Annotated in this window: 22 protein-coding genes; 14 read left to right on the top strand and 8 right to left on the bottom strand. The window is 70.3% G+C overall.

Features of this window, described 5'->3' with window-relative positions; all coding sequences use genetic code 11:
- Positions 1-106: 106 nt before the first annotated feature.
- The 3 genes from argH (at position 107) to dinB (ending at position 3,406) form a co-directional block, all read left to right on the top strand.
- The gene (gene argH / locus ABDW61_RS07800) at positions 107-1,570 is read left to right on the top strand and encodes an argininosuccinate lyase (protein ID WP_343637867.1); all 1,464 of its coding nucleotides are present in this window, start codon (positions 107-109) and stop codon (positions 1,568-1,570) included.
- Positions 1,571-1,572: 2 nt separating this feature from the next.
- Complete coding sequence (locus ABDW61_RS07795; protein ID WP_343637865.1) at positions 1,573-2,076, top strand: hemerythrin domain-containing protein; 504 nt, start codon at positions 1,573-1,575, stop codon at positions 2,074-2,076.
- Between the two features lie 82 nt (positions 2,077-2,158).
- Complete coding sequence (gene dinB / locus ABDW61_RS07790) at positions 2,159-3,406, top strand: DNA polymerase IV (RefSeq protein WP_343637863.1); 1,248 nt, start codon at positions 2,159-2,161, stop codon at positions 3,404-3,406.
- A gap of 52 nt (positions 3,407-3,458) precedes the next feature.
- Here the strand turns inward: dinB and ABDW61_RS07785 are convergent, their stop codons facing one another.
- Positions 3,459-3,899: a YbaN family protein gene (locus tag ABDW61_RS07785; protein WP_343637861.1), complete on the bottom strand. Its 441-nt coding sequence runs from the start codon at positions 3,897-3,899 to the stop codon at positions 3,459-3,461.
- A gap of 82 nt (positions 3,900-3,981) precedes the next feature.
- Between ABDW61_RS07785 and ABDW61_RS07780 the strand changes: the two genes are divergently transcribed.
- Together ABDW61_RS07780 and ABDW61_RS07775 are read left to right on the top strand one after the other, a co-directional pair.
- Positions 3,982-4,881 carry a LysR family transcriptional regulator gene (locus tag ABDW61_RS07780; protein WP_343637859.1) on the top strand — a complete coding sequence of 300 codons (900 nt, stop codon included), beginning with the start codon at positions 3,982-3,984 and terminating at the stop codon, positions 4,879-4,881.
- 95 nt (positions 4,882-4,976) lie between these two features.
- A complete protein-coding gene (locus ABDW61_RS07775) occupies positions 4,977-6,116 on the top strand; it encodes an alpha-hydroxy acid oxidase (protein ID WP_343637857.1) in 1,140 nt (379 codons plus the stop codon).
- A 70-nt stretch (positions 6,117-6,186) separates the two neighbouring features.
- On the opposite strand, the gene ABDW61_RS07770 is transcribed toward ABDW61_RS07775, so the two are convergent.
- Positions 6,187-8,346 (bottom strand): S46 family peptidase, encoded by a 2,160-nt coding sequence (locus ABDW61_RS07770; protein WP_343637855.1) that lies wholly within the window; start codon positions 8,344-8,346, stop codon positions 6,187-6,189.
- Positions 8,347-8,558: 212 nt separating this feature from the next.
- Between ABDW61_RS07770 and ABDW61_RS07765 the strand changes: the two genes are divergently transcribed.
- The 3 genes from ABDW61_RS07765 (at position 8,559) to ABDW61_RS07755 (ending at position 10,551) form a co-directional block, all read left to right on the top strand.
- On the top strand, positions 8,559-8,822 hold the full coding sequence (locus ABDW61_RS07765) for a hypothetical protein (RefSeq protein WP_343637853.1): 264 nt from the start codon (positions 8,559-8,561) through the stop codon (positions 8,820-8,822).
- Positions 8,823-9,019: 197 nt separating this feature from the next.
- The gene (locus ABDW61_RS07760) at positions 9,020-9,712 is read left to right on the top strand and encodes a DNA adenine methylase (RefSeq protein ID WP_343637851.1); all 693 of its coding nucleotides are present in this window, start codon (positions 9,020-9,022) and stop codon (positions 9,710-9,712) included.
- On the top strand, positions 9,709-10,551 hold the full coding sequence (locus tag ABDW61_RS07755) for a hypothetical protein (protein WP_343637850.1): 843 nt from the start codon (positions 9,709-9,711) through the stop codon (positions 10,549-10,551). Before ABDW61_RS07760 ends, ABDW61_RS07755 begins: the two co-directional genes overlap by 4 nt.
- A 20-nt stretch (positions 10,552-10,571) precedes the next feature.
- Here ABDW61_RS07755 and ABDW61_RS07750 read toward each other — a convergent pair whose 3' ends face one another.
- Together ABDW61_RS07750 and ABDW61_RS07745 are read right to left on the bottom strand one after the other, a co-directional pair.
- Complete coding sequence (locus ABDW61_RS07750) at positions 10,572-12,122, bottom strand: methyl-accepting chemotaxis protein (protein WP_343637849.1); 1,551 nt, start codon at positions 12,120-12,122, stop codon at positions 10,572-10,574.
- A gap of 96 nt (positions 12,123-12,218) precedes the next feature.
- Positions 12,219-14,612 carry a DNA internalization-related competence protein ComEC/Rec2 gene (locus tag ABDW61_RS07745; protein WP_343637848.1) on the bottom strand — a complete coding sequence of 798 codons (2,394 nt, stop codon included), beginning with the start codon at positions 14,610-14,612 and terminating at the stop codon, positions 12,219-12,221.
- A 63-nt stretch (positions 14,613-14,675) separates the two neighbouring features.
- Here ABDW61_RS07745 and ABDW61_RS07740 point away from each other — a divergent pair, with 63 nt between their 5' ends.
- Genes ABDW61_RS07740 through ABDW61_RS07730 form a run of 3 tightly spaced genes read left to right on the top strand, consistent with a single transcriptional unit; the run spans position 14,676 to position 16,077 of the window.
- On the top strand, positions 14,676-15,143 hold the full coding sequence (locus ABDW61_RS07740; RefSeq protein WP_343637847.1) for a RidA family protein: 468 nt from the start codon (positions 14,676-14,678) through the stop codon (positions 15,141-15,143).
- Entirely contained in the window at positions 15,143-15,640 is a 498-nt protein-coding gene (locus ABDW61_RS07735; protein WP_343637845.1) for a disulfide bond formation protein B, read from the top strand. The genes ABDW61_RS07740 and ABDW61_RS07735 overlap by 1 nt, the downstream gene beginning before the upstream one ends.
- A gap of 50 nt (positions 15,641-15,690) precedes the next feature.
- Positions 15,691-16,077: a VOC family protein gene (locus ABDW61_RS07730; protein WP_343637843.1), complete on the top strand. Its 387-nt coding sequence runs from the start codon at positions 15,691-15,693 to the stop codon at positions 16,075-16,077.
- A 29-nt stretch (positions 16,078-16,106) separates the two neighbouring features.
- Here the strand turns inward: ABDW61_RS07730 and ABDW61_RS07725 are convergent, their stop codons facing one another.
- Positions 16,107-16,436, bottom strand: coding sequence for a helix-turn-helix transcriptional regulator (locus ABDW61_RS07725; protein ID WP_343637841.1), 330 nt, complete (start codon positions 16,434-16,436; stop codon positions 16,107-16,109).
- Entirely contained in the window at positions 16,420-16,677 is a 258-nt protein-coding gene (locus ABDW61_RS07720; RefSeq protein WP_343637838.1) for a type II toxin-antitoxin system RelE/ParE family toxin, read from the bottom strand. Before ABDW61_RS07720 ends, ABDW61_RS07725 begins: the two co-directional genes overlap by 17 nt.
- Before the next feature lie 224 nt (positions 16,678-16,901).
- Between ABDW61_RS07720 and ABDW61_RS07715 the strand changes: the two genes are divergently transcribed.
- On the top strand, positions 16,902-18,491 hold the full coding sequence (locus ABDW61_RS07715) for an alkaline phosphatase D family protein (protein ID WP_343637837.1): 1,590 nt from the start codon (positions 16,902-16,904) through the stop codon (positions 18,489-18,491).
- 17 nt (positions 18,492-18,508) lie between these two features.
- Here the strand turns inward: ABDW61_RS07715 and rnhA are convergent, their stop codons facing one another.
- Together rnhA and ABDW61_RS07705 are read right to left on the bottom strand one after the other, a co-directional pair.
- Positions 18,509-19,003: a ribonuclease HI gene (rnhA, locus tag ABDW61_RS07710; RefSeq protein WP_343637835.1), complete on the bottom strand. Its 495-nt coding sequence runs from the start codon at positions 19,001-19,003 to the stop codon at positions 18,509-18,511.
- 33 nt (positions 19,004-19,036) lie between these two features.
- A complete protein-coding gene (locus ABDW61_RS07705; RefSeq protein WP_343637833.1) occupies positions 19,037-20,020 on the bottom strand; it encodes a class I SAM-dependent methyltransferase in 984 nt (327 codons plus the stop codon).
- A 26-nt stretch (positions 20,021-20,046) separates the two neighbouring features.
- Here ABDW61_RS07705 and gloB point away from each other — a divergent pair, with 26 nt between their 5' ends.
- A complete protein-coding gene (gene gloB, locus ABDW61_RS07700; protein WP_343637831.1) occupies positions 20,047-20,832 on the top strand; it encodes a hydroxyacylglutathione hydrolase in 786 nt (261 codons plus the stop codon).
- A 7-nt stretch (positions 20,833-20,839) separates the two neighbouring features.
- Complete coding sequence (locus tag ABDW61_RS07695; protein ID WP_343637829.1) at positions 20,840-22,615, top strand: transglycosylase SLT domain-containing protein; 1,776 nt, start codon at positions 20,840-20,842, stop codon at positions 22,613-22,615.
- Position 22,616 lies beyond the last annotated feature (1 nt).

The raw sequence follows: 22,616 nt of genomic DNA, 5'->3' as shown, positions 1-22,616 counted from the left end.
CGATGGCGCCCCTTTAGAATCGGCGGCTCATTCTCACCCAGGCGTCCAGCCGCGATCCATGCGGACACGCCCGGGGCGCCGCGAAGTCGTAACGCCTTGCAAGCCGATGTCCTCCACCCCTGACCTCTCTTCTGACGCCGGCCAGCCCGCCGACAACCAGCTCGCCAACAAGTCGCAGGCCTGGTCCGCCCTCTTCTCCGAGCCGATGAGCGAGCTGGTCAAGCGCTACACCGCCAGCGTCGACTTCGACAAGCGGCTGTGGGCCGCGGACATCCAGGGCTCGCTGGCCCACGCCGACATGCTGGCCGCGCAGGGCATCATCGGCGCCGACGATCTGGCCGCGATCCAGCGCGGCATGGCGCAGATCCGCGAGGAGATCGCGTCGGGCCGCTTCGAATGGAAGCTGGACCTGGAGGACGTGCACCTGAACATCGAGGCGCGCCTGACCGAGCTGGTCGGCCTGGCCGGCAAGCGGCTGCACACCGGCCGCAGCCGCAACGACCAGGTCGCCACCGACGTGCGGCTGTGGCTGCGCGGCGAGATCGACACGCTGGTCGGTCTGCTGGGCGAGCTGCAGCGGGTGCTGGTCGAGCAGGCCGAGCGCCATGCCGACGTGATCCTGCCCGGCTTCACCCACCTGCAGGTGGCGCAGCCGGTGGCCTTCGGGCATCACCTGCTGGCCTACGTCGAGATGTTCGCGCGCGACACCGAGCGCCTGCTCGACGCGCGCAAGCGCGTGAACCGCCTGCCGCTGGGCGCGGCCGCGCTGGCCGGCACCAGCTATCCGCTGGACCGCGAGCGCGTGGCGCGCACGCTGGGCATGGAGGGCGTCGCGCAGAACAGCCTGGACGCCGTCAGCGACCGCGACTTCGCGATCGAGTTCAGCGCCGCCGCCGCGCTGATCATGGTGCACATCTCGCGCCTGTCGGAGGAACTGATCCTGTGGATGAGCCAGGCCTTCGGCTTCATCGCGCTGCCGGACCGCTTCTGCACCGGGTCGAGCATCATGCCGCAGAAGAAGAACCCGGACGTGCCCGAGCTGGCACGCGGCAAGAGCGGCCGCGTGGTGGGCCACCTGATGGGTCTGATCACGCTGATGAAGGGCCAGCCGCTGGCCTACAACAAGGACAACCAGGAAGACAAGGAGCCGCTGTTCGACACCGTCGACACGCTCAGCGACACGCTGCGGATCTTCGCGGAGATGATGGCCGGCCTGACGGTCAAGCCCGAAGCGATGGAGCGTTCCGCGCTCAAGGGCTATGCGACGGCGACCGACCTGGCGGACTACCTGGTCAAGAAGGGCCTGGCCTTCCGCGATGCCCACGAGGTCGTCGCCCATGCGGTGAAGACGGCGCAGGCGCAGGGCATCGACCTGTCGGCGCTGTCGCTGGACGCGCTGCGCCAGTTCGACGCCCGCATCGGCGAGGACGTCTACGAGGTGCTGTCGCTCAAGGGCTCGCTGAACGCACGCAACATCCTGGGCGGCACCGCGCCGGCGCAGGTCCGCGCGCAGGTGGCGCGCCATCGCGCACGCCTGAGCACGCGTGCGGGCGCCGAGGCCAAGGCCTGATCATGAGCACGCTGGCCTGGACCGACGAGCTGGTGCTCAACCAGCCCGAACTCGACCACACGCACGAGGAGTTCGTCGCGCTGCTGAACCGCTACGGCGAGCTGCTCGACCGCGGCGAGGACGCACTGCCCGCGTTCAAGGCGCTGCTCGCGCACACCGAGGCGCACTTCGCGATGGAGGAGCGCTGGATGGCGGCCACCGGATTCGAGCCGGAGAACTGCCACAGCAGCCAGCACGCGATGGTGCTGAACGTGATGCGCGAGGTGGTGCGCTATGCCGAGGACCTCGGCGACCGCGAGCCGCTGAGCATCGTGCGCACGGAGCTCTCGCAGTGGTTCCCCGGTCATGCGGAGATGATGGACGCGGCGCTGGTCTACACGATGCAGCAGCGCGGTTTCGATCCGAAGACCGGCGAATGCCGAGATCCGATCCGCGCCCCGGCCGAAGCGGCGGACGCGGACGCGGACGCGGTCCCGGCCTGCGGCTCGGCGTCCTGCGGCCACTGAGCCGCCCTTCATGCGCCGGAGTCCGGAGCGGCTCCGGCCCTGCTGACAGCGCGTGTCAGCCGGCGCCGCCACAATCCGCCGCATGGCCGAGCCGACGCCCGCCTTGCCCGATCGCCTGATCGCCCATCTGGACATGGATGCGTTCTACGCGTCCGTGGAGCTGCTGCGCTATCCGGAACTCAAGGGCCTGCCGGTGGTGGTCGGCGGCCGACGCGCCCACACGCCGCGGGAACTGCCGGACGGCAAGCGGCAGTTCTTCAAGCTGGCGGACTACACCGGGCGCGGCGTCGTGACGACGTCCACCTATGCGGCGCGGGACCTCGGCGTGTTCTCCGCGATGGGGCTGATGAAGGCGGCGCTGCGCGCGCCGCAGGCCATCCTGCTGCCGGCCGACTTCGATTCGTATCGCCACTACTCGCGGCTGTTCAAGGCGGCGGTGCGCGAGATCGCGCCGGTGATCGAGGATCGCGGCATCGACGAGATCTACATCGACCTCACCGACGTGCCGGGCGCGCGCGATGCGGTCGGGCATGACCCGCTGGGCGGCGTGCGGGCGGTGGCGCGCGAGATCAAGAACTCGGTGCAGAGCGCGACCGGGCTGACCTGCTCGATCGGCGTGACGCCCAACAAGCTGCTGTCCAAGATCGCGTCGGAGCTCGACAAGCCCGACGGCCTGACCGTGATCACGATGGCCGACCTGCCCACGCGCATCTGGCCGCTGCCGGTGCGCCGCATCAATGGCATCGGCCCAAAAGCCGGCGCGAAGCTCGATGGGCTGGACATCCACACGATCGGCGAGCTGGCGGCGGCGCCGCAGGAGCTGCTGCTCCAGCATTTCGGGCCCGGCTACAGCGTGTGGCTGCACCAGGCCGCGTGGGGGCTCGACGACCGGCCGGTGGTCACGCACAGCGAGCCGGTGTCGATCAGCCGCGAGACCACCTTCGAGCGCGACCTGCACGCCAAGCGCGACCGGCCGGAGCTGTCGCGGATCTTCACGGCGCTGTGCGAGCAACTGGCCTCGGACCTGCAGCGCAAGGGGTACCTGGGCCGGACCATCGGCATCAAGCTGCGCTTCGAGGGATTCCGCACCGTCACGCGCGACCTGACGCTGGAGGAGCCGGTGCAGGACGCGGCCTCGATCCGGCATGCGGCGGGGCTGTGCCTCAAGCGCGTAGACCTGAGCCAGCGCCTGCGGCTGCTGGGCGTGCGGGTCGGGAAACTGAGCCGGCCCGGCGAGGTGGAGCCGCCGCGGCGCGGACGCGCTGCGGCGACGGCGGAGGACGCGTCGCCGGCGCGGCCCAAGCCGGAGAACCTGCCGCTGTTCAACTGAGCGAGACCACCGTCGTCTGGCGTGGTCCGCCGCGGTCGGCCACCGTCCGTTGTCAGGCCGTGGGAAGCCGCCAGAGCCACAGGCCGACGGCGAGGCAGCACACAGCGGGCAGCCAGGGCAGGACCGGCATGACGAGCGCGCTGATCACCGAGCTGACGGCCATCATGATCCAGGCGGCCTGCTTGGCGCGCAGCGGCACGGCGCGGGTGGCGCGCCACTGCAGGACCATCGGCCCGAAGCGCGGATGGCCGACCAGCCACGCCTCGCAGCGCGCCGAGCCGCGCGCGAAGCAGAACGCGGCCAGCAGCACGAAGGGGGTGGTCGGCAGCAGCGGCAGGAAGATGCCGATCACGCCGAGCAGCAGGCTCAGCGCGCCCGCCGCCATCCACGGGAGGCGGCGCCACAGCGCGGCCTGATCGAGCGCGCGGCCGGTGGCGTCGGCGGCCGGCCGCTGGCCGAGCGCGATGGGCGGACGTTCCTGGGAATCGGACATCGCGCGACTGTAGCTCGCAGGAGACCGGGGCCGGAGGACGCTCGTGCCGCGGCACCTGCGTCGCGAAGCTACAGTCGCCGCCATGAGCGATGCTCCCAGCGACTCCCCGCGCCTGCCCTCCATCGACGGCCTGCTGGCCTTCGAGGCCGCTGCCCGTCTGGGCAGCCTGGAGCGCGCCGCCGAGACGCTGCACGTCAGCGCCAGCGCCGTTGGCAAGCGCATCGCGACGCTGGAGGAGCGCCTGGGCCAGCCGCTGCTGACGCGCCAGCCACTGCGGCTCACCGCCGCGGGCAAGGAGTACCTCGGCCAGGTCCAGGCGGCCCTGTCGCTGCTGGCCGCCGTGCCGCTGCACCGACGCGAGCAGCGCCGCGTCACGCGGCTGAGCATCAGCAGCCCGCCCACCTTCGCGCGCCAGGTGCTGGTGCCCGCCCTGCCCGGCTTCGAGGCCGCGCATCCGGATGTCGAGCTCGAGCTGCTGCTGTCCACGCCCTTCCTGGACCAGCCGGCCCCGCCCGCCGAGGTCGAAATCTTCGCCGGCGCTGTCCCCGCGGGCGGCGAGGTGCTGCTCGACGACGTCGTCACGCCGATGGCGGCCCCCTCGCTGCTCGCGCGGCTGCCCGCCATCCGCGCGCCGAAGGACCTCGCCCAGGCGCCGCTGCTGCGCACGCCGCTGCAGCCGTGGACCCCGTGGCTGCGCGCCGCCGGCCTGGACTGGCCCGAGCCCGCGCAGGGCACGCGCTTCGTGGACCTGGGCCTGACACTCGAGGCGGCGGCCTGCGGCCAGGGCATCGTGCTGGGCCGCCCCAGCCTCGCCGCGACCTGGCTGCGCGGCGGCAGCCTCAAGCGGCTGTTCGACCTGGCGGTGCCGGCGGCGATGCCCTATGGGCTGGTGCGCCATGGCGACGGCGACGCGGCGCGGGCATTCTCGCGCTGGCTCGTCGGTCACTGCGACTCGTTGAGCGCCAGCGCGGGTCAGGCCTGACCCCGGGAAGTCCCTGAGGCCGCCGGAAGCTTCTTCCGGCGCGGCCCGCCAAACTTTCCGCCCGGGCGCGAGACGGCTGACCTAGCATCCGCCGCATGAGCGTCATCACCTGCATCGAAGACCTGCGCGTGCTCGCGCAAAAGCGCGTGCCGCGCATGTTCTACGACTACGCGGACTCCGGTTCCTGGACCGAGAGCACCTACCGCGCCAACGAGGCGGACTTCCAGTCGATCAAGCTGCGCCAGCGCGTGGCGGTCAACATGGAAGGCCGCAGCACGGCGGCCACGATGATCGGCCGCCCCGTCGCGATGCCGGTGGCCATCGCCCCGACGGGGCTCACCGGCATGCAGCATGCCGATGGCGAGATCCTCGCCGCGCAGGCCGCCGAGGCCTTCGGCGTGCCGTTCACGCTGTCGACGATGAGCATCTGCTCCATCGAGGACGTGGCGGCCCACACGACCGCGCCCTTCTGGTTCCAGCTCTACGTGATGCGGGACCGGGGCTTCATCAACAGCCTGATCGATCGCGCCAAGGCGGCGAAGTGCGACGCGCTCGTCCTGACGCTGGACCTGCAGATCCTGGGCCAGCGGCACAAGGACCTGAAGAACGGGCTCTCCGCCCCGCCCAAGCTGACGCTGCCCAACCTGATCAACATGGCGACCAAGCCGCGCTGGTGCCTGGGCATGCTGGGCACGCCGCGGCGCCAGTTCGGCAACATCGTCGGACACGTGAAGGGCGTGGGAGACATGGGCTCGCTGTCGGAGTGGACGGCCAAGCAATTCGATCCGCAGCTCAGCTGGGATGACGTGCAGTGGATCCGCGAGCGCTGGGGCGGCAAGCTGATCCTCAAGGGCATCATCGACGAGGAGGACGCGAAGCTGGCCGCCGCCTCGGGCGCCGACGCGCTGATCGTCAGCAACCATGGGGGCCGGCAGCTGGATGGCGCGGAATCGAGCATCCGCGCGCTGCCGCGCATCGTCGACGCGGTCGGCGACCGCATCGAGGTGCACATGGATGGCGGCATCCGTTCGGGGCAGGACGTGCTCAAGGCCTGGGCGCTCGGCGCCAGAGGCACCTACATCGGGCGCGCGTTCCTCTACGGGCTCGGCGCGATGGGACGGCCCGGCGTGGCCAAGGCGCTCGAGATCATCCACCGCGAGCTGGACCTCACGATGGCGTTCTGCGGCCATCGCCGGCTGGACGGCGTGGACCGCCAGGTCCTGCTCGCGCGCTGAGGCCGCAATGACAACGCCCCGCGCGAGGCGGGGCGTTTCAGCGCCGGAGCGCGTCAGCGGAACATCGCCATCACAGCGCGTTCATCTCCTTGAGCAGGCGGTCCGCCTTGTCGACGACCTTCATCTGCCACAGCATGTAGCGCGCATCCAGACAGATGCTGCGGTTCATGTGGTCGTTGAAGTCCCAGTCCGAGATCACCGCGTCCAGCGTGCCGTCGAACAGCAGGCCGACGAGTTCGCCATTGCCGTTGAGCACCGGAGAGCCCGAATTGCCGCCCGTCGTGTCCAGCGTCGCCAGGAAGTTCACCGGCACCGAATCCAGCGCCTTCACGCCGTACTTGTCGAAGCGGCGCGCCTTGATCGCTGTCAGCTGCTCGGCCGGCGCGTTGAACTCGCCGCTGCCTGTGTGCTTGGCCACGATGCCGCGCAGCGTCGTGAACGCGGTCCAGGTCGTGCCGTCCACGCCTGGCGTGCGCCCCTTCACCTGACCGAAGGCGACGCGCAGCGTGCTGTTGGCGTCCGGATAGACCGGCTGGCCGCGGCTGGCCCTGAAGTCGATCTCGGCCTGCATCGCCGCCGAGTAGGCCTGCTGCATGCGGCCCGCCAGTTCGCGGTCGCGGTCCTCGCGCGCCTGCTCGTCGGCGCGCAGCGCCACGGCGGCCTTGACCAGCGTGTCGGCGCTCGCCTCGAAGGCGGCGGCATCGCGCGACAGCCATGCGCTACGCTCGGCCTTGTCGGTCAGCTTCGTGCCCGCGTACAGCGCGTCCACGCGCGCGGCCACCGCCGCGGCGTCCATGCCGGCACGCACGCCCAGCGCGTTCAGGAACGCGGCGTTCAACTGGTCGGCCGGCTGCGCGAGGTACTGCGTCAGGAAGTGGCTGACGACCTTCTTCTCGACGCCTTCGTCGAAGCGGCGATCCACCGTCTCCAGCGCCTGCTGGCGGCGCAACTGATCGCGATCCTGGAAGCCCGCCTTGCGCTCGGCATCGGGCTTGCGGCGCTCGAGCGCCTGCTCGTACAGCTCGCCGGCGCTCTTGACCAGACTCGGCGTGGCGTAGCTCAGCAGGAACTCGCGGCGCACGATGGCCTGGCGTTCGGCGATCAGGCGGTCCACCTCGGCCAGCGCCGGGCCATAGGCCGCGCGGCGCTTGGCATCGGCGTTGACCCAGGCCTTCATCTCGTCGAAGGCCGCCTGCTTGCGCGCGAGGATGTCGCTGCCCGCGTAGCTGGCCATCTGGCCCTGGTAGTTCTTGTAGTAGTTGTTGACCCCGGCCACGGTGTTGGCCAGCTTGATCTCGGCGTCGCGGCGGCCGGCGGTCGCCTCCTTGATCAGGTCCAATTGCTCGCCCATCGCCTTGACGCGATGCGGGAAGTCCCACGCGAACGCGAAGTCGACCTCCTGCGGCAGGCGATGCCGGTTGGTGCGGCCCGGATACCCCGCCACGGCGACGAAATCGCCTTCGTTCAGCGGCGAGCTCGCCAGCTTCAGGAACTGCGCGGGCTGGAAGGGCTTGTTGTTCGCGCTGAAGTCCGCCGGCTTGCCATCCGGGCCGACATAGGCGCGGTAGAAGCTGTAGTCACCCGTGTGGCGCGGCCACATCCAGTTGTCGGTGTCGCCGCCGAACACGCCGACGCCTTCGGCCGGCGCGTGGACCAGGCGCACGTCGCGGATCTCGAGCTGCTTGGTCAGCTGGTACATCAGGCCGCCGTAGAACGCGCCCACCGAGCAGCGATGGCCGGCGTCCTTCTCGCAGGCGGCGACCAGCGCCTTCTCGTTGGCCTCGATCGCGTCCAGACGCGCCTTGCCTTGCAGCGCGGCGGTCTTCTTGTCGATCACGCGGTCGGTGACGTCGGTCAGCGCCACCGTGACGAGGATGCGGCTGCCCGGCGCGGCGGGCAGTTCGTCGGCCAGCGACGCGGCCAGGAAGCCGTTCTTCAGCAGGTCCTTCTGCGGCGTCGAGTTGTACTGGATGCTGCCGAAGGCGCAATGGTGGTTCGTCACCACCAGCCCTTGCGGGGACACGAACGAGGCCGTGCAGCCGCCCAGGCTGACCACCGCCCCCATCGGATAGCCCAGCGGCTGGGACAGGCGGGCGGGATCGAACTTCAGGCCCGCGGCCTTCATGTCCTTGGCCACCAGCGGCAGCTGTTGCGGCATCCACATGCCTTCATGCGCCTGGGCGCCGGCCGCGGCGCCCAACGCCAGCGCGGCCCACATCATTCGGTTCATTCGCGGGACTCCTGTCCACCTTCTGAGAAGGGGCGAACCATACACGAGCGCCGGTGAGCGCTCCCGTGCCGGTGGACACCCTCCCCCCGACCGGCGCCACGGGACAACCCGTGACGGCCCAGGGACTCCGTGTTCTTGGGATGGGAAAACCCTGACTCGAAACTTACACTCCGGCCCATTCGTCCCGCCCGATGCCATTCAGGAGTGCCGTCATGACTCTCAAGCAGCTCAGCCAGGTGAAGCGCTGGATGGTGATGCACAGCGGGCGTCACCCGGTGGAGCTGGCGGTCTGGAATCTGGTGCTGACGATCTGGATGCTGGGATTCATGGGTGTGCCGGGGGTGCTGCTGACGCAGGCCTGGATTGCGCTGCCGCTGTGTCTGCTGGCCTGGCTGCTGCCGATGGTCTACACGGGCGGCCGGCGGCGCCTGCACGATGCGGGCCGCCTGCGCTGCGACTGGCTGACGGCCCTTTGAACGGTCGATGCCGATGCCTGTATTGGCGGTCTGGTTCCCGGACTGGCGGTGCCGGTGCCCCTTGAAGCGAATGCCGAGCGGGCGCAGGCGCTTGAGCGGAAAGGGGCACCGGCACTGCCAGTCCGCGCTCGGTCCTTGCAGGCCGTCTTCGCAGGCCGTCCTTGACATCATCGTCACTTCTGACGATGATTCGCTGCATGAAGTATCCAGGCGGCAAGGGCAAGACGTTCCAGCACGTCATCAACCTGATGCCTCCGCACCGGGTGTACATCGAGACGCATGTGGGTGGAGGCGCGGTGCTGCGTCACAAGCTGCCGGCGGCGCGTTCGATTGCCATTGATGCCGACGAGCGGGTCATTGCGCGGTGGCGCGAGATGGCGTTTCCGGGTGTCGAGTTCATTCACGGCCGGGCGGAGGATTTTCTTGCGCGGCATGTATTCGAGGGGGATGAGCTGGTCTACGTGGACCCGCCTTATCACCCTGAGACGCGGCGCCGGACGCGCATCTACCGGCACGAGTACGGCGCCTCGGATCATGAGGCCTTGCTGGTGCTGCTTGCGGCGCTGCCGTGCCGGGTGATTGTGTCGGGTTACGCGCACCCCGCTTATGACGCGCTCCTGCGGGGGTGGCGCACGGTGGAGTTCCGTGCGAAGACGCATACCGACGTGCGCACCGAGACCTTGTGGTTCAACTTCGAGCCGCCTGAGGTGCTTCATGACAGCCGGCATCGCGGGGCCAACTTTCGCGAGCGCCAGACCAACAAACGGCGTCTTGAACGCCTGCAAGAGCGTGTCCATGCCATGGACCCGGTCGAACGCGCCGCGTTCGCCCAATGGCTGAACACCACTTATCCAGCCGCTCAGAGAAGCGGTGTTTCCGCAGTCCCATGACCCAGATCGTTGCCATCGTTTCCCGCCACGGCTCCCTTCAACGAGAACTTCCAGATCCTGACCAACTGCTCTTCGCCGGCGTGCGCTGGGGCGCCCTCGAGGAGTTTCCGACGCCTGCGTACTGGACGCAGCAGGCGCTGAAGCACCGGCTCGAGGCGCCGGCCGTCATGGCTTCTGGGCGCTCGCTGGCCGAGGAGGTCGGCGCGTCGCTGCTGGGCGGGCCGGGCATTCCTGCGGCCGTGGGGCTGGCGGCGTTCGCGCGGATGCGCGAGCGCGGCGCCTTCGTGCAGCCCGGCGTGTCCGAGTCCACCTTGACCGAGTGGCTGAGCGAGCCGCTCGACGTGCAGGGCAAGCCCTTGGGCTTCCGTTTCGCGGCGCAGAAGGCGCGGCACCTGGCCGCGGTGATGCCGGCGCTGCTGTCGGCGCCGGACTTCGAGGCCGGACCGGACGTGCGCAACTGGCTGATGGCGCTGCCGGGGGTCGGACCCAAGAGCGCGTCGGCGATCGTGCGCGCCTGGTCGGCCTGCGAGGAGGTCGCGCTGCTGGACACGCATCTGCTGCGCGTGGGCCAGGTGATCGGGTTGTTCCCGCGCAAGCTGACGGTGGAGCGCCATTACCTGGAGGCCGAGGCACGCCTGCTCAAGCTGTGCGCCGCGATGGACGTGCGGCCGTCGGAGCTGGAGGCGGTCGTGGCGGCGGAGATGAGCCGCTCGCCGGAGACGGCGCGCTTCCTCGTCGATCACTTGAAGGCGACGGAGCCGGCATCCAGGGCGGCGCCCTCGGCGAAGGCGCGCGCGATCCGCGAGCCTGAGCAGATCGCGCTGGTGTTCACGGCCTGAGCGCGCCGCCGCTCAAGCGCTCAAGCGCTCAGGCGGAATCTCGCGACGACCTGCGAGAGCTGCGCGGCCTGGTCCCGCAGCGCTTCCGCGGCGGCGGCGGATTCCTCGACCAGCGCCGCGTTCTGCTGGGTCATGCCGTCGAGCTGCGACACCGCGGCGTTGACCTCGGTCAGGCTCTGCGTCTGGCCGCCGCTGGCGGCCGCGATGTCGCGGATCAGTTGATGGACCTGCTTCACGGCCTCGACCACCTGGCTCATCGTCGAGCCGGCGTCGTCGACGGCGCGCGACCCCGTTTCCACCTGCTCGACCGAATCGGCGATCAGCGCCTTGATCTCGCGCGCGGCCTGCGCGCTGCGCTGCGCGAGCCCGCGCACCTCGCTGGCGACGACCGCGAAGCCGCGGCCCTGCTCGCCGGCGCGGGCGGCCTCGACCGCCGCGTTGAGCGCCAGGATGTTGGTCTGGAACGCGATGCCGTCGATCACGCCGATGATGTCGGCGATGCGGCGCGAGGACTGCTGGATCGCCGACATCGTCTCGACCACGCGGCCGACCATGTCCCCGCCGCGGGTCGCCACGCCGGCCGCATCCTGGGCGATGCGGCTGGCTTCGCCGGCCGTGCTGGCGCTGTGGCGGGCGGCGTCGGTGAGCTGGTGCATCGCGGCCGAGGTCTGCTCCAGGTTCGAGGCCGCCTGCTCGGTGCGGGCCGAGAGGTCGCTGCTGCCGGTGGCCACCTCGCGGCTGGCTTCGGCGATCTGGTCCGCGCTGCTGCGGACGGTGGATACCGAGGCATGCAGCGCGTCCCGCATCCGTCCGAGCGCGCGCAGCAGATCACCCAGTTCATCGCGCCGCGAGGCCGCGGCCAGATCGCGCAGGTCGCCGCCCGCGATGCGGTCCGCCGCCGCGGAGGCCGCGCGCAAGGGCTGCGTCATGGAGCGCGTCAGCAGCCAGCCGACGAGCGCGCCCAGGGCCATCGCGGCGGCGACCAGCGTCCAGATCGCGCTCAGCACCACGCGGTAGTCCTCCCGCGCCTGGGTATGCGCCTGCGCCGCGCCGTCGCCATTGATGGCGACCAGCTCGGACAGACGCTGCGTCGCGACGCGGAAGGCGGCCCTCGAGTCGCCGCGCAGCAGCGCCAGGGCGCTCTCGCGCTGCCCCTCCGTCAGCAGGCGGACATAGCGCTCCTGCGCGGAGCGGTAGACCTGGATCTGGCGCACCAGTTCGTCGAAGACCTGGCGTTCGCGCTCGCTGACGCCGAGCTTGTCGTAGGCGGCCAGATGCTCCGGCAGCAGTTTCCACTGCGCGGGCAGACGGGCGGCCTCCTCGGCGACCGCCTTGGCATCGCCCCCCACCAGCATCTGCAGCTCGGCCCGGCGCATCTGGTTCATCGACTCGCCCATCGCCCCGAGCAGCCGGGTACTGGGCAGCCAGTTGGTGGCCAGGTCCTCGACCCGGTCCTCCACCTGCGCCACGCGGCTCGCCGAGAAGGCGCCCATCGCCAGCATCAGCAGCACCAGCAGCGCGAAGCCCATCCCGAGCCTCACGCCGACCTTCAAGTCGGACAGCATCCGCATGGCAAGCTCCCTTGGCGCCGGTTCGTGCGGCGTCCAACGGGAAAGCTAGCACCAGTCCGTGAGGATTCCCAGCCCCATCGACAGAGGCTCGCACGCTCATTGCGGGGGGACGGCCGTGGCCTCGGCCACATCGTCGCCAGCGATCTCCGGGGACGACATCCCGGCCGGCGACAGCCAATAGCGGCGGCGGCGCAAGCGTTCGCACCCGGAGGGCGCCGGCTCATCGCGATCACTGCGCCATCGCCAGGCGCCGCACTCGGCGGTGTTCAGCAGGGCCGCGCCGGCCTGGAGGTATCGCGCCACGATGTCGGGTTTCGGATGGCCGAAGCGGTTGAGGTGGCCCGATTGCACGACGGCCACGCGCGGCGCCACCGCGTTCACGAACGCCAGCGACGACGAAGTCCGGCTGCCGTGATGGGGGACGGCGAGCACCTCGGCTGCAAGCTCGTCATGCTCGGCGGCATCGCGCACCAGGTGCGCCTCCTGGGGCGATTCGATGTCGCCGGTGAGCAGCACGCGGCGCCCGGCCGCCTCGACGCGCAGCACGCACGATCGCGCGTTGGGCTTCCTCAACTTTGATGAGGCCGCTGTAGTCACGGCCTCCGCTGCCGCGGCGTCGATCGGCCAGAGCACCTCGAAGCGCACGCCGTCCCACTCCCAGCGCTGCCCGCGCCGGCAGGCCTCACCGCCCGGCACGGCGCCGAGCCGCCGCGCCACCGGCATCGCCCGCAGCAGGCTCGCCGCGCCGCCGGCGTGATCCTGGTCCTCGTGGCTGACCATCAGCAGGTCCAGCCGCCGCTCGCCCAGCCCGCGCAATAACGGCAGCAGCACGCGCTGCGCCGCGTCGGAGCCCGGCCCCCAGCGCGGCCCGGCGTCGAAGACCATCGCGTGCCGGTGCGTCCGCACGAGGGTCGCGCCGCCCTGCCCCACGTCCGGCAGCCACAGCTCGACATGGCCCGGCACCGGCCGCTCGACGGCCGGCCACAGCATCGGCAGGCAGAGCGCAAGCCCGCCGATCCTCAAGCGCCAGGGCCACGGCATCGCCAGCGCCACCCCGCCCGCCAGGCCCAGCGCCTGCGCCCATCCCGGCGCCCAAGGCAGATGCCAGACGGCGAGCGGCAGCGCTCGCATCGCCTCGAGCAGCGCGTTCAGCCCCGCGACCAGCCACGCGCCCAGCGTCCACAGCGGCGCGAAGCCCGCACCGAGCATCGCCAGCGGCGTGATCACGTAGGACACGAGCGGGATGGCGACGGCGTTTGCAAGCAGGCCCACGATCGAGAGCTGCTGGAACAGCAGCAGCGTCAGCGGCGCGAGCCCCAGCGTCACCAGCCACTGCGTGCGCCAGGCCGTGCGCAAGGCGCCGCGCCAGCCCGATCCGGTTTGCAGATCGGCCGCCATCAGCAGCGCGACCGCGCAGAAGGAGAGCCAGAAGCCCGCCTGCGTCAGCGCCCAGGGGTCCGCCGCGCAGACGGCCGCCGCCGCCGCGCACAGGCTCATCGGCCACGGCCAGCGCGCGCCGGCCTGACGCAGCAGCGCGAGGAGCGTCAGCAGGCCCGCCGTGCGCTGCGCGGGCACGCCCCAGCCGGAGAACACGGCGTAGAGCACGGCGGCCGCCGCGCCGATCCACATCGCCGCGCGCGGCGCGGGCCAGCGCAGGCACAGGCGCGGACAGCGGCGCCAGGCCCACGCGGCGGCCGCACCGGCGAGCCACGCGAACATCGTCACGTGCAGTCCGCTGACGCTCAGCAGGTGCGACACGCCGGTGTCGCGGTACAGGGACCAGTCCGCCGCGCTCACCGCCCCCTGGTCACCCAGGCTCAGCGCGGCCAGCACGCCGGCGCCGCGCCGGTCGCGGGTCTCGCCGAGCCGCCGGTCGATCGCATCCCGCAGCGATTGGCGCAGCGCATCGACGCTCCACGCGCCCTCGCCCAGGCGCTGCTGCGCCTTCGCGCGGCAGCCTCCGGCGGCCGGCAGGTCCTGCTCGAGCATCCACAGCGCCTGATCGAAGCCATGCGGATTCATGAGACCGTGAGGACGGCGCAATTTCGCCTCCAGTTGCCAGCGCTCGCCCGCGCGCGGCACGGCGGGCATCTGGAAGCACGACAGCAGCACGCGTGGCGGCGCGCGCGCCTGGCTCGCCGCCACATCGACTTCCAGCACGAAGCGCCACCCTTCGATGCCGCCGAGACCCAGGGTCCGCTGCGGCAGGCTGGCGACGCGTCCGGTCAGGCGCATGACCTGGCCCTCGAGTTCGGCGGGAAGCACCTCGGCCATGCGCAAGTCCGCGCGAACGGCGGTGAGCACGAAGCCCGCCAGCGCGGCCAGCAAGGCCCAGGCGAACCACCCTCCCCTGCGGCGCACGCCAGTCCAGGCGGCGAGCACGAGCCCGATGACCAGCAGCGCCAGCCAGGCGCCCCATGCCCGGGAACCGGGCAACGCCGGCATGGCCTGCACCAGCCCCACGCCGGACAGGGCCGCCAGCGGAACCATCGTCCAGCGCCAGGCCGGGGTGTAGGATTCGCGGCGATTTTTTCCACTTCCGCGCAGACCCTCATGAGCACTTCCGTCTACGACCGCCTGAAGCAACTGGGCATCGAACTGCCGCCCGTGGCGGTGCCCGCCGCGGCCTATGTCCCGTTCGTGCGCACCGGCAACCTGGTGTTCCTGTCCGGTCATATCGCGAAGAAGGACGGCAAGCCCTGGGTGGGCCAACTGGGCAAGGACACCGACACGGCCACCGGCCAGCAGGCCGCGCGCGCCATCGCGATCGACCTGCTGGGCACGCTGCACGCGGCGGTGGGCGACCTGGACAAGGTCACACGCATCGTGAAGCTGATGAGCCTGGTCAACAGCACCGGCGACTTCACCGAGCAGCACCTGGTGACCAATGGCGCCTCCGAGCTGATCGGCCAGGTCTTCGGCCCCGAGAAGGGCGCGCATGCGCGCAGCGCCTTCGGTGTCGCGCAGATCCCGCTCGGCGCCTGCGTCGAGATCGAGCTGATCGCCGAGATCGCCGGCTGATGCGCGCCCTGACCGCTTCGCGCGTGCTGGCGTTCAGCGCACTGGTGTCGCTGGCCGCCGTGGCGGCGGCGATGGTGGCGCAGTACCAGTTCGGGGTCAAGCCTTGCCCCTGGTGCGTGATGCAGCGCGGCATCTTCCTGCTGATCGCGGCGGTGAGCGCGCTGGGCTGGCTGCTGCAGCGCGTGGGCGCTGTCCGCGTGCTGGCGCTGCTGCTGACGGCGGCGCTGGGCGTGGCGGGGCTGACCGCGGCGGGCTACCAGCATGAGGTCGCGTCCAAGCTGGCCAGCTGCGACATGACCTTCGCCGACCGCGCGCTGACGGCGCTGCAGCTGGAGGAGCGGTTCCCGAGCGTCTTCATGGTCACGGCCAATTGCAGCGAGGCCTCCGCCTATGCGCTGCTCGGCCTGCCTTATGAAATCTGGAGCGGCGCGCTGTACACCCTGATCGCGCTGCTGTGCCTGCTGGCGCTCAAGCGCGGAGCCGTGCATCGTCGGTGAGAGGCCTCGCCGATGTCCTTGAGATCGATCAACCGAGTGAAGGAACCTTCATGAAGCGCGTCACTGGCATCGGCGGCATCTTCTTCAACGCCAAGGATCCCGCTGCGCTGCGGGCCTGGTACCAGAAGCACCTGGGCATCGACGTGCTGCCGTGGGGCGGCGCCGCCTTCACGTGGACCGGCGATGACGGACAGCCCAGCGGCGGCACGACGGTCTGGTCGATCGGCTCGGCGGACCCGGACGGCTTCGGCCCGGCGAATCCGCCCTTCATGATCAATTACCGCGTGGCCGATCTCGCGTCGCTGCTGAAGGCACTGCGCGAGGAAGGCTGCAAGGTGCTCGACAAGACGGACGACTCGGAGTACGGCAAGTTCGGCTGGGTCATCGATCCCGAAGGCCACAAGGTCGAGCTGTGGGAGCCGCCGGCGGGGCAGTGAGCTGACCGCAGCCGCGCGGGCCGTCCCCGTCAGAAGTTCAGTTGCCCGGGGCGGATGCCCAGAGCCTTCGCGATCCGTTCGCGCGACGAGCGCCGCGGCCTTCCGCTCGCCTCCAGTTGCGCATAGGCCCCCTGCGTGATTCCGAGCCGGTCAGCCACGACCTGCTGCGTGAGGCCGAGATGCGTGCGCCACGCTTTTGCGCTGGTCATGTTCTCGTTGAACACGAGTTGCGCGACCGCGTCCGGGATCAGGTCGCCCACAGCCTCGAAGTGCCGCACGAACTCGTCGTAGGCCAAGACCACGAATGCCGGCGTGCCGTCGACGCCCAGGATGGTCTGAAAGTCAATACGTTTGTTCATCACGCTTCCTCACTTCCTCGATGGAGACGATCCGCACCTCGACGGCGAGATCGAAGAACACCCGGTAGTCCCCCACTCGCAGCCGATAGGCGTAGGGATGATTGAACAGTCGCTTCACGTTGCGGGCGTTCTTGAGGTCCGCGAGCTCGAGGAGGACGGCCCCGGCAATCGCCTTCACCGCCTCGCGAGGCAACCTCAACATCTGCCGCATCGCCTTCTCGGTCCAATTGATGCGATTCATGAATGCTATACGGTTTGATTAGCTTCTGTGACGCTAATCTGATGTCCGTTCAGCAAGGTTGACCGCGATCAACATTGGATTTCAGCCCCCTCTCCAGCGGGAGGTGTTGGGGGATGCGACGCGTTGCAAACACGCCGACTGTCAGCTTGGAGAAAGGCGGTCACCACCCCGTCACGCCTTCCCGGCAGCATCGCGGACTTTCGTCGACTCGCCGGGAGACCCGCATGGACCGCCGCCGCTTCCTCCACGCCAGCGCCTTGCTCTCAGGCGCCTCGCTGCTGACGCCGCATGGCGCGCACGCGCAGGCGCCCGCCCTCATCACCCGCGACGCGATGCGCCCGCAGATGCCCCACGGCATCCAGTCCGGCGACCCGGTCGCCGATGCCGCCGTCATCTGGACCCGCAGCGATCGACCCGCCCGCCTCTGGCTCGAGTGGTCCACCACCGCGAGCTTCGCCGATGCCCAGCGCGTGCGCGGGCCGCATCTGCTCGAGGACTCCGACTTCACCGGCCGCGTCGACCTGCGCGGCCTGCCCTCGGGACAGGAAGTCTTCTATCGCGTGCTGCTGCAGGATCTGCACAACGAACGCGTGATGTCCGAGCCCATGGCCGGCCATCTGCGCCTGCCGCCGGCGCTCGGCAGCAGGACACTGCGCGACGTGCGCTTCGCGTGGAGCGGCGACACCTGCGGTCAGGGCTGGGGCATCAACGAGCAATGGGGCGGCATGAAGATCTACGAGCAGATCCGCCGCATCAACCCCGACTTCTTCCTGCACTCCGGCGACACCATCTACGCCGACAGCCCCATCCCCGCCGAGATCAAGCTCCCCGACGGCTCGATCTGGCGCAACGTCGTCACCGAGCAGACCAGCAAGGTCGCCGAGACGCTCGATGAGTACCGCGGCCGCTACCGCTACAACCTGATGGACGCCAACATCCGCCGCATGGCCGCGGACGTGCCGCAGATCTGGCAATGGGACGACCACGAGGTCAGCAACAACTACTCGGATTCCAAGGACGTCAGCGGGGACGCGCGCTACACGGAGAAAAACATCCCGCTGCTGGTCGCGCGCGCCACCAAGGCCTTCCAGGAATACGCGCCGATGCGCCGCTTCGGCGACGCCGAGAGCGAGCGCATCTACCGCCACCTGCCGCAGGGCCCGCTGCTGGACCTGTTCGTCGTCGACATGCGCAGCTACCGCGGCCCCAACAGCGCCAACCTGCAGACCGAGGAGAACGCCGAGAGCGCCTTCATGGGCCGCCCGCAGATCGCGTGGCTGCTCGAGGGCCTGAAGCGCTCGAAGGCGGTATGGAAGGTCATCGCGGCCGACATGCCGATCGGCCTGCAGGTCAACGACGGCAAGGACGCCGAGGGCCGCGACAAGTGGGAGGCCATCGCCAACGGCGACGACGGTCCGCCGCGCGGCCGCGAGATCGAGATCGCCCGCCTGCTCAGCGAGATCAAGAAGCACCGGCTGCACAACATCGTCTGGCTCACCGCCGACGTGCACTACACCGCCGCCCACTTCTTCGACCCCGCCAAGGCCAGGCACGCCGACTTCCTGCCGTTCTGGGAATTCGTCTCCGGCCCGCTGCACGCCGGCGGCTTCGGCCCCAACCAGGCCGATGCCACCTTCGGCATGCAGGTCGTCTACCAGAAGGCGCCCGGCGTCGCCAACGCCGCGCCGGCGGTGGGCACGCAGTTCTTCGGCCAGGTCGACATCGACGCCCGCACCCGCGCGATGACGGTCACGCTGAAGGATCTGGAAGGGAACAGCCTGTTCGCCAAGACGCTGGAACCCCAGCGCGCCTGAAGCGCCACGCCGGCGGCCTACTTCGCGACCAGCACGCCCTTGTTGGCGAGCGCGTCGGCACGCTCGTTGCCGGGGTCGCCGGCATGGCCCTTGACCCAGCGCCATTCCACCGTGTGCAGCTTGCGCAGCGCGTCCAGGCGCTGCCACAGCTCGGCGTTCTTCACCGGCTTGCCGTCCGCGGTCTTCCAGCCGCGGCGCTGCCAGCCCGAGATCCACTCGGTCATCCCCTTGCGCACGTACTCGCTGTCCGTGTAGATCACGATGTTGCAGCTGCGCTTGAGCGAGCTCAGCGCCTCGATCACCGCCGTCAGCTCCATGCGGTTGTTGGTGGTGTTGCGCTCGCCGCCGAACAGCTCCTTCTCATGGTCGCCGCTCTTGAGCCAGGCGCCCCAGCCGCCCGGTCCCGGGTTGCCCTTGCAGGCGCCGTCGGTGTAGATGACGACGGCGGGCTTGGCGATCTTGGGCGCGGCGGGAGCGGCGGCAGCGGAGGTATCGGCGGAGGTATCGGTCATGAGCGGAACAGGGGAATCCAGGAAGGGCCGCGGTCAATCGACCTCAGCGTCGTCGAGCTGATGGTGATGGTGGTGCACGGCCGCGACGGCCGGCGCCGGCTTGGCGACACGCTTGACACCGCGCGCCAGGCCGATCAGCCGCATGCCGTGCACGCGCTTGACCGCGATCACGCCGTACAGCGCGCCCAGCACCGTCCACCACTTGCCGCCGGGCTTCTCGATCCACTGCCAGCGCGCCAGCCAGGGATCGCTCAGCAGCGGCGGCCGGTAGCAGCCGAACTGCGCCCGCTCGACCTCGAAAGACAGCAGCCGCAGCCAGTCGCGCAGCCGCCAGTAGCCGATGTATTCGCGTTCGGCCGGCAGGTACAGCCGCGGCGGACGGCCCAGCAGGCGGCCGTTGACGCGGGCGAGATTCTGCCTCACCGCCCACAGGCTGGCCGGATTCAAGCCGAGGATCACGACCCGGCCTTCCGGCCGCAGCACGCGTTCGACCTCGCGCAGGCAGCGATGCGGATCCGCCGACTGCTCCAGCGTGTGCGGCAGCAGCACCAGATCCAGGCTGTTGGACTCGAAGGGCAGCGCGTCGAACTCGCAATAGACCGCCGTGCGGACCGCGCCGTTCAAGCCGGGCGCGAGTTCGGCGCGCGGCTCGGGCTGGTATTCGAGCGGGTGGGCGGCGAGGTCGGGCACCGGCGGGCCGGCCGCCGGCTCCTCGAGGGGCCGGTGGTCCAGCGCCAGCCAGCGATTCGTCATGCGGTTGGTCCGCAGTCCATGCAGCTGCGGGAAGCCCAGCTGGAGCGCGTGATAGCCGAACCAGTCGATGACCGCGGCATCGATGAAGCGCTGTTCCCAGGCCAGCAGGTAGCGCCCGGCGGGCGTGCGCAGCCAGTGCGCGAGCTCCGCCGCGGCGATGTCCGGCTGCAAGGGCGCCTCTACAATCGGCGCCTTTCGCTCGTCCATGCCGACGGCCCGTGGGCCGCGCTTGTCGCGCTCGTCATCCTGACCCGGAGTCTTCATCGCTGGGACCCGATCCCCTTGCCTGCATGAACCTCGTCGCCGTCCCCGCCTTCACAGACAACTACCTCTGGCTGCTGCATGACGGCCAATCGGCGCTCGTCGTGGATCCGGGCGACGCGGCGCCGGTGAAGGATGCCCTTCGCGCGCTCGGCCTGGACCTGCGAGGCATTCTAGTGACCCACCACCATGGCGATCATGTCGGCGGTCTGAGGGAATTGATGCCCCTGCTGGCCGAGGGCGCGAAGGTCTGGGGTCCGGCCAATGAAGCGATGCCGGTGCCCGTGGTGCCGCTGCGCGAAGGCGACCGCGCCGAGCTGCTCGGCCAGGTCTTCGAGGTGCTGGACGTGCCCGGACACACGGCCGGTCACATCGCTTTCGTGTTGAAGCGTCCCAGCGACGGCGGCGCGCCGATCCTGTTCTGCGGCGACACACTGTTCTCGGCCGGCTGCGGGCGGCTGTTCGAGGGCACGCCGGCGCAGATGCATGCGTCGCTGGCCAAGCTCGCGGCGCTCCCCGGGGATACCCGCGTGTGCTGTGCGCACGAGTACACCTTGTCGAATCTGCGATTTGCTCGCACAGTCGAGCCCCAGAACGAGGCGGTCGCGCGCCACGAGGCCTGGTGTCTGGCCCGGCGCGAGCAGTCGCTGCCCACCCTGCCCTCCACGATCGCCGTGGAGCTCCAGATCAACCCCTTCCTGCGCTGCGGGCACGCTGAGGTCCGCGCGTCCGCGCAGCGCCACGACCCGAGCGTCACCGCGCAGCCGGTCTCGGTCCTGGCCGGGCTGCGCCAATGGAAGAACGAATTTCGCTGAGCCTCCGATGCATCGACACCTGACTTCGACCACCCCCTTCCTCCGCGCCCTCCGCGCCCCCCGCGCGGCCGCGGACGCCGCCGCCGCCGGCCAATCCTCCCCCGCCAAACACGCCTCCCCACGTCCCGCCCTGACGCTGCTCGCCGCGCTGCTGCCGCTGGTGCTGGCCGCCTGCGCCCACCGGCCGGCCGCCAGCGGCGACAACGACGCGGCGCAGGCGGTCGCGCAGCAGACCGTGCAGGCGGTGGAAGCCGCCGCCTCGGCCGTGCCCTCGCCGGCCGCGCCGGTGGCACGCGTTGCCACCGCGCCGGAGGAGAAGCTGGACGTGCTGCTCGAGGACAACCTCAATCCCGGCGAGAAGGTCGATCTGGACGCGCCCAAGACCCATGTCGACCTGTGGGCGCGGATGCGCGCCGGCATGGCGATGCCCGACCTGGACAACGAGCTGGTGCGCAAGGCCGAGGACTGGTACAGCAGCCGGCCCGACTACGTCGCCCGCATGACGGGCCGCGGCAGTCTCTATCTCTATCACGTGGTCGAGGAAGTGCAGAAGCGCGGCATGCCGATGGAGTTGGCGCTGCTGCCCTTCGTCGAGAGCGCATTCCGCAACGACGCGCAGTCCAGCGCCAAGGCGGTGGGCATGTGGCAGTTCATGCCGGCCACGGGCCGCGACTTCGACCTCAAGCAGAACATCTTCCGCGACGATCGCCGCGATGTGCTGGCCTCGACCAAGGCGGCGCTGGACTACCTGCAGCGCCTGAACAAGATGTTCGACGGCGACTGGCAGCTCGCGCTGGCCGCCTACAACTGGGGCCAGGGCAACGTCAGCAAGGCGGTGGCGCGCAACCAGAAGGCGGGTCTGCCGATCGACTACGACAGCCTGCGCATGCCCGACGAGACGCGCTACTACCTGCCCAAGCTGCAGGCGGTGAAGAACATCGTGATGCGTCCCGAGGCTTTCGGCATCGAACTGCCGGCGGTGGCGAACCATCCGTACTTCCTGTCGGTGAACATCGATCGCGACATCGACGTGGCCCGCGCCGCGCAGCTGGCGGAGCTGGACGAGGAGACCTTCCGCCAGTTCAATCCGTCGATGAACAAGCCGGTGATCCTGGCCGCCAGCAGCGGCCAGTTGCTGCTGCCGTACGACAACGCCAGCACCTTCGTCGCCAACCTGGAGCGCCATCAGGGCCCGCTGGCGTCGTGGACGGCCTGGGTGGTGCCGCGCACGATGAAGCCGGCCGAAGCGGCCAAGCAGGTCGGCATGAGCGAGACCGGCCTGCGCGAGATCAACCGGATCCCGGCGCGGATGCTGGTGACCAAGGGCTCGACGCTGCTGGTGCCGCGCACGGCGGGGCGGGACCGCGATGTCTCGGAGCACCTGGCCGACAACGCGAGCATCGGCTTCGCGCCGGACCTGCCGCCGATGCGCCGCGTGACGCTCAAGGCCGGCAAGGGCGACACGGTGGCGAGCATCGCGCGCCGCTATCGGCTGGGCACGACGCAGGTGGCGCAGTGGAACCGCGTGAGCACCAAGGCCTCGTTCAAGCCGGGCCAGCAGGTCGTGGCCTATGTGCGCGAGGGCCAGACGCTGGCGGCGGCGGAGCCGGCGGGCCAGACGGCCAAGGCCGCGGCGAAGCCGGCGCGCTCCTCGGCCAAGACCACCAAGGTCGCCTCGAGCGCGACCAACAAGAAGTCGAACGCGAAGACGCGCTCGGCCAAGGTGGCCGCGAACGACGGCAAGCCGGTGCGCACCGTGGCCACCAAGACCGCGATGCGCTGAC

The organism is Roseateles sp., from assembly GCF_039595595.1.
GTDB lineage: Bacteria > Pseudomonadota > Gammaproteobacteria > Burkholderiales > Burkholderiaceae_C > Roseateles.
The sequence above is the reverse complement of the archived record's forward strand: the minus strand, read 5'-3'. Positions and strand labels throughout refer to the sequence as shown.

What these genes read in the sequence shown, in the direction of transcription:
- ABDW61_RS07695 (WP_343637829.1), top strand. Translation starts at nt 20,840, where the DNA reads ATGCATCGACACCTGACTTCGACCACCCCCTTCCTCCGCGCCCTCCGC.
- dinB (WP_343637863.1), top strand. Translation starts at nt 2,159, where the DNA reads ATGGCCGAGCCGACGCCCGCCTTGCCCGATCGCCTGATCGCCCATCTG.
- ABDW61_RS07795 (WP_343637865.1), top strand. Translation starts at nt 1,573, where the DNA reads ATGAGCACGCTGGCCTGGACCGACGAGCTGGTGCTCAACCAGCCCGAA.
- ABDW61_RS07770 (WP_343637855.1), bottom strand. Translation starts at nt 8,346, where the DNA reads ATGAACCGAATGATGTGGGCCGCGCTGGCGTTGGGCGCCGCGGCCGGC.
- ABDW61_RS07745 (WP_343637848.1), bottom strand. Translation starts at nt 14,612, where the DNA reads ATGGTTCCGCTGGCGGCCCTGTCCGGCGTGGGGCTGGTGCAGGCCATG.
- argH (WP_343637867.1), top strand. Translation starts at nt 107, where the DNA reads ATGTCCTCCACCCCTGACCTCTCTTCTGACGCCGGCCAGCCCGCCGAC.
- ABDW61_RS07765 (WP_343637853.1), top strand. Translation starts at nt 8,559, where the DNA reads ATGACTCTCAAGCAGCTCAGCCAGGTGAAGCGCTGGATGGTGATGCAC.
- ABDW61_RS07715 (WP_343637837.1), top strand. Translation starts at nt 16,902, where the DNA reads ATGGACCGCCGCCGCTTCCTCCACGCCAGCGCCTTGCTCTCAGGCGCC.
- ABDW61_RS07760 (WP_343637851.1), top strand. Translation starts at nt 9,020, where the DNA reads ATGAAGTATCCAGGCGGCAAGGGCAAGACGTTCCAGCACGTCATCAAC.
- ABDW61_RS07705 (WP_343637833.1), bottom strand. Translation starts at nt 20,020, where the DNA reads ATGAAGACTCCGGGTCAGGATGACGAGCGCGACAAGCGCGGCCCACGG.
- ABDW61_RS07785 (WP_343637861.1), bottom strand. Translation starts at nt 3,899, where the DNA reads ATGTCCGATTCCCAGGAACGTCCGCCCATCGCGCTCGGCCAGCGGCCG.
- ABDW61_RS07755 (WP_343637850.1), top strand. Translation starts at nt 9,709, where the DNA reads ATGACCCAGATCGTTGCCATCGTTTCCCGCCACGGCTCCCTTCAACGA.
- ABDW61_RS07740 (WP_343637847.1), top strand. Translation starts at nt 14,676, where the DNA reads ATGAGCACTTCCGTCTACGACCGCCTGAAGCAACTGGGCATCGAACTG.
- rnhA (WP_343637835.1), bottom strand. Translation starts at nt 19,003, where the DNA reads ATGACCGATACCTCCGCCGATACCTCCGCTGCCGCCGCTCCCGCCGCG.
- ABDW61_RS07720 (WP_343637838.1), bottom strand. Translation starts at nt 16,677, where the DNA reads ATGAATCGCATCAATTGGACCGAGAAGGCGATGCGGCAGATGTTGAGG.
- ABDW61_RS07780 (WP_343637859.1), top strand. Translation starts at nt 3,982, where the DNA reads ATGAGCGATGCTCCCAGCGACTCCCCGCGCCTGCCCTCCATCGACGGC.
- gloB (WP_343637831.1), top strand. Translation starts at nt 20,047, where the DNA reads ATGAACCTCGTCGCCGTCCCCGCCTTCACAGACAACTACCTCTGGCTG.
- ABDW61_RS07775 (WP_343637857.1), top strand. Translation starts at nt 4,977, where the DNA reads ATGAGCGTCATCACCTGCATCGAAGACCTGCGCGTGCTCGCGCAAAAG.
- ABDW61_RS07725 (WP_343637841.1), bottom strand. Translation starts at nt 16,436, where the DNA reads ATGAACAAACGTATTGACTTTCAGACCATCCTGGGCGTCGACGGCACG.
- ABDW61_RS07735 (WP_343637845.1), top strand. Translation starts at nt 15,143, where the DNA reads ATGCGCGCCCTGACCGCTTCGCGCGTGCTGGCGTTCAGCGCACTGGTG.
- ABDW61_RS07750 (WP_343637849.1), bottom strand. Translation starts at nt 12,122, where the DNA reads ATGCGGATGCTGTCCGACTTGAAGGTCGGCGTGAGGCTCGGGATGGGC.
- ABDW61_RS07730 (WP_343637843.1), top strand. Translation starts at nt 15,691, where the DNA reads ATGAAGCGCGTCACTGGCATCGGCGGCATCTTCTTCAACGCCAAGGAT.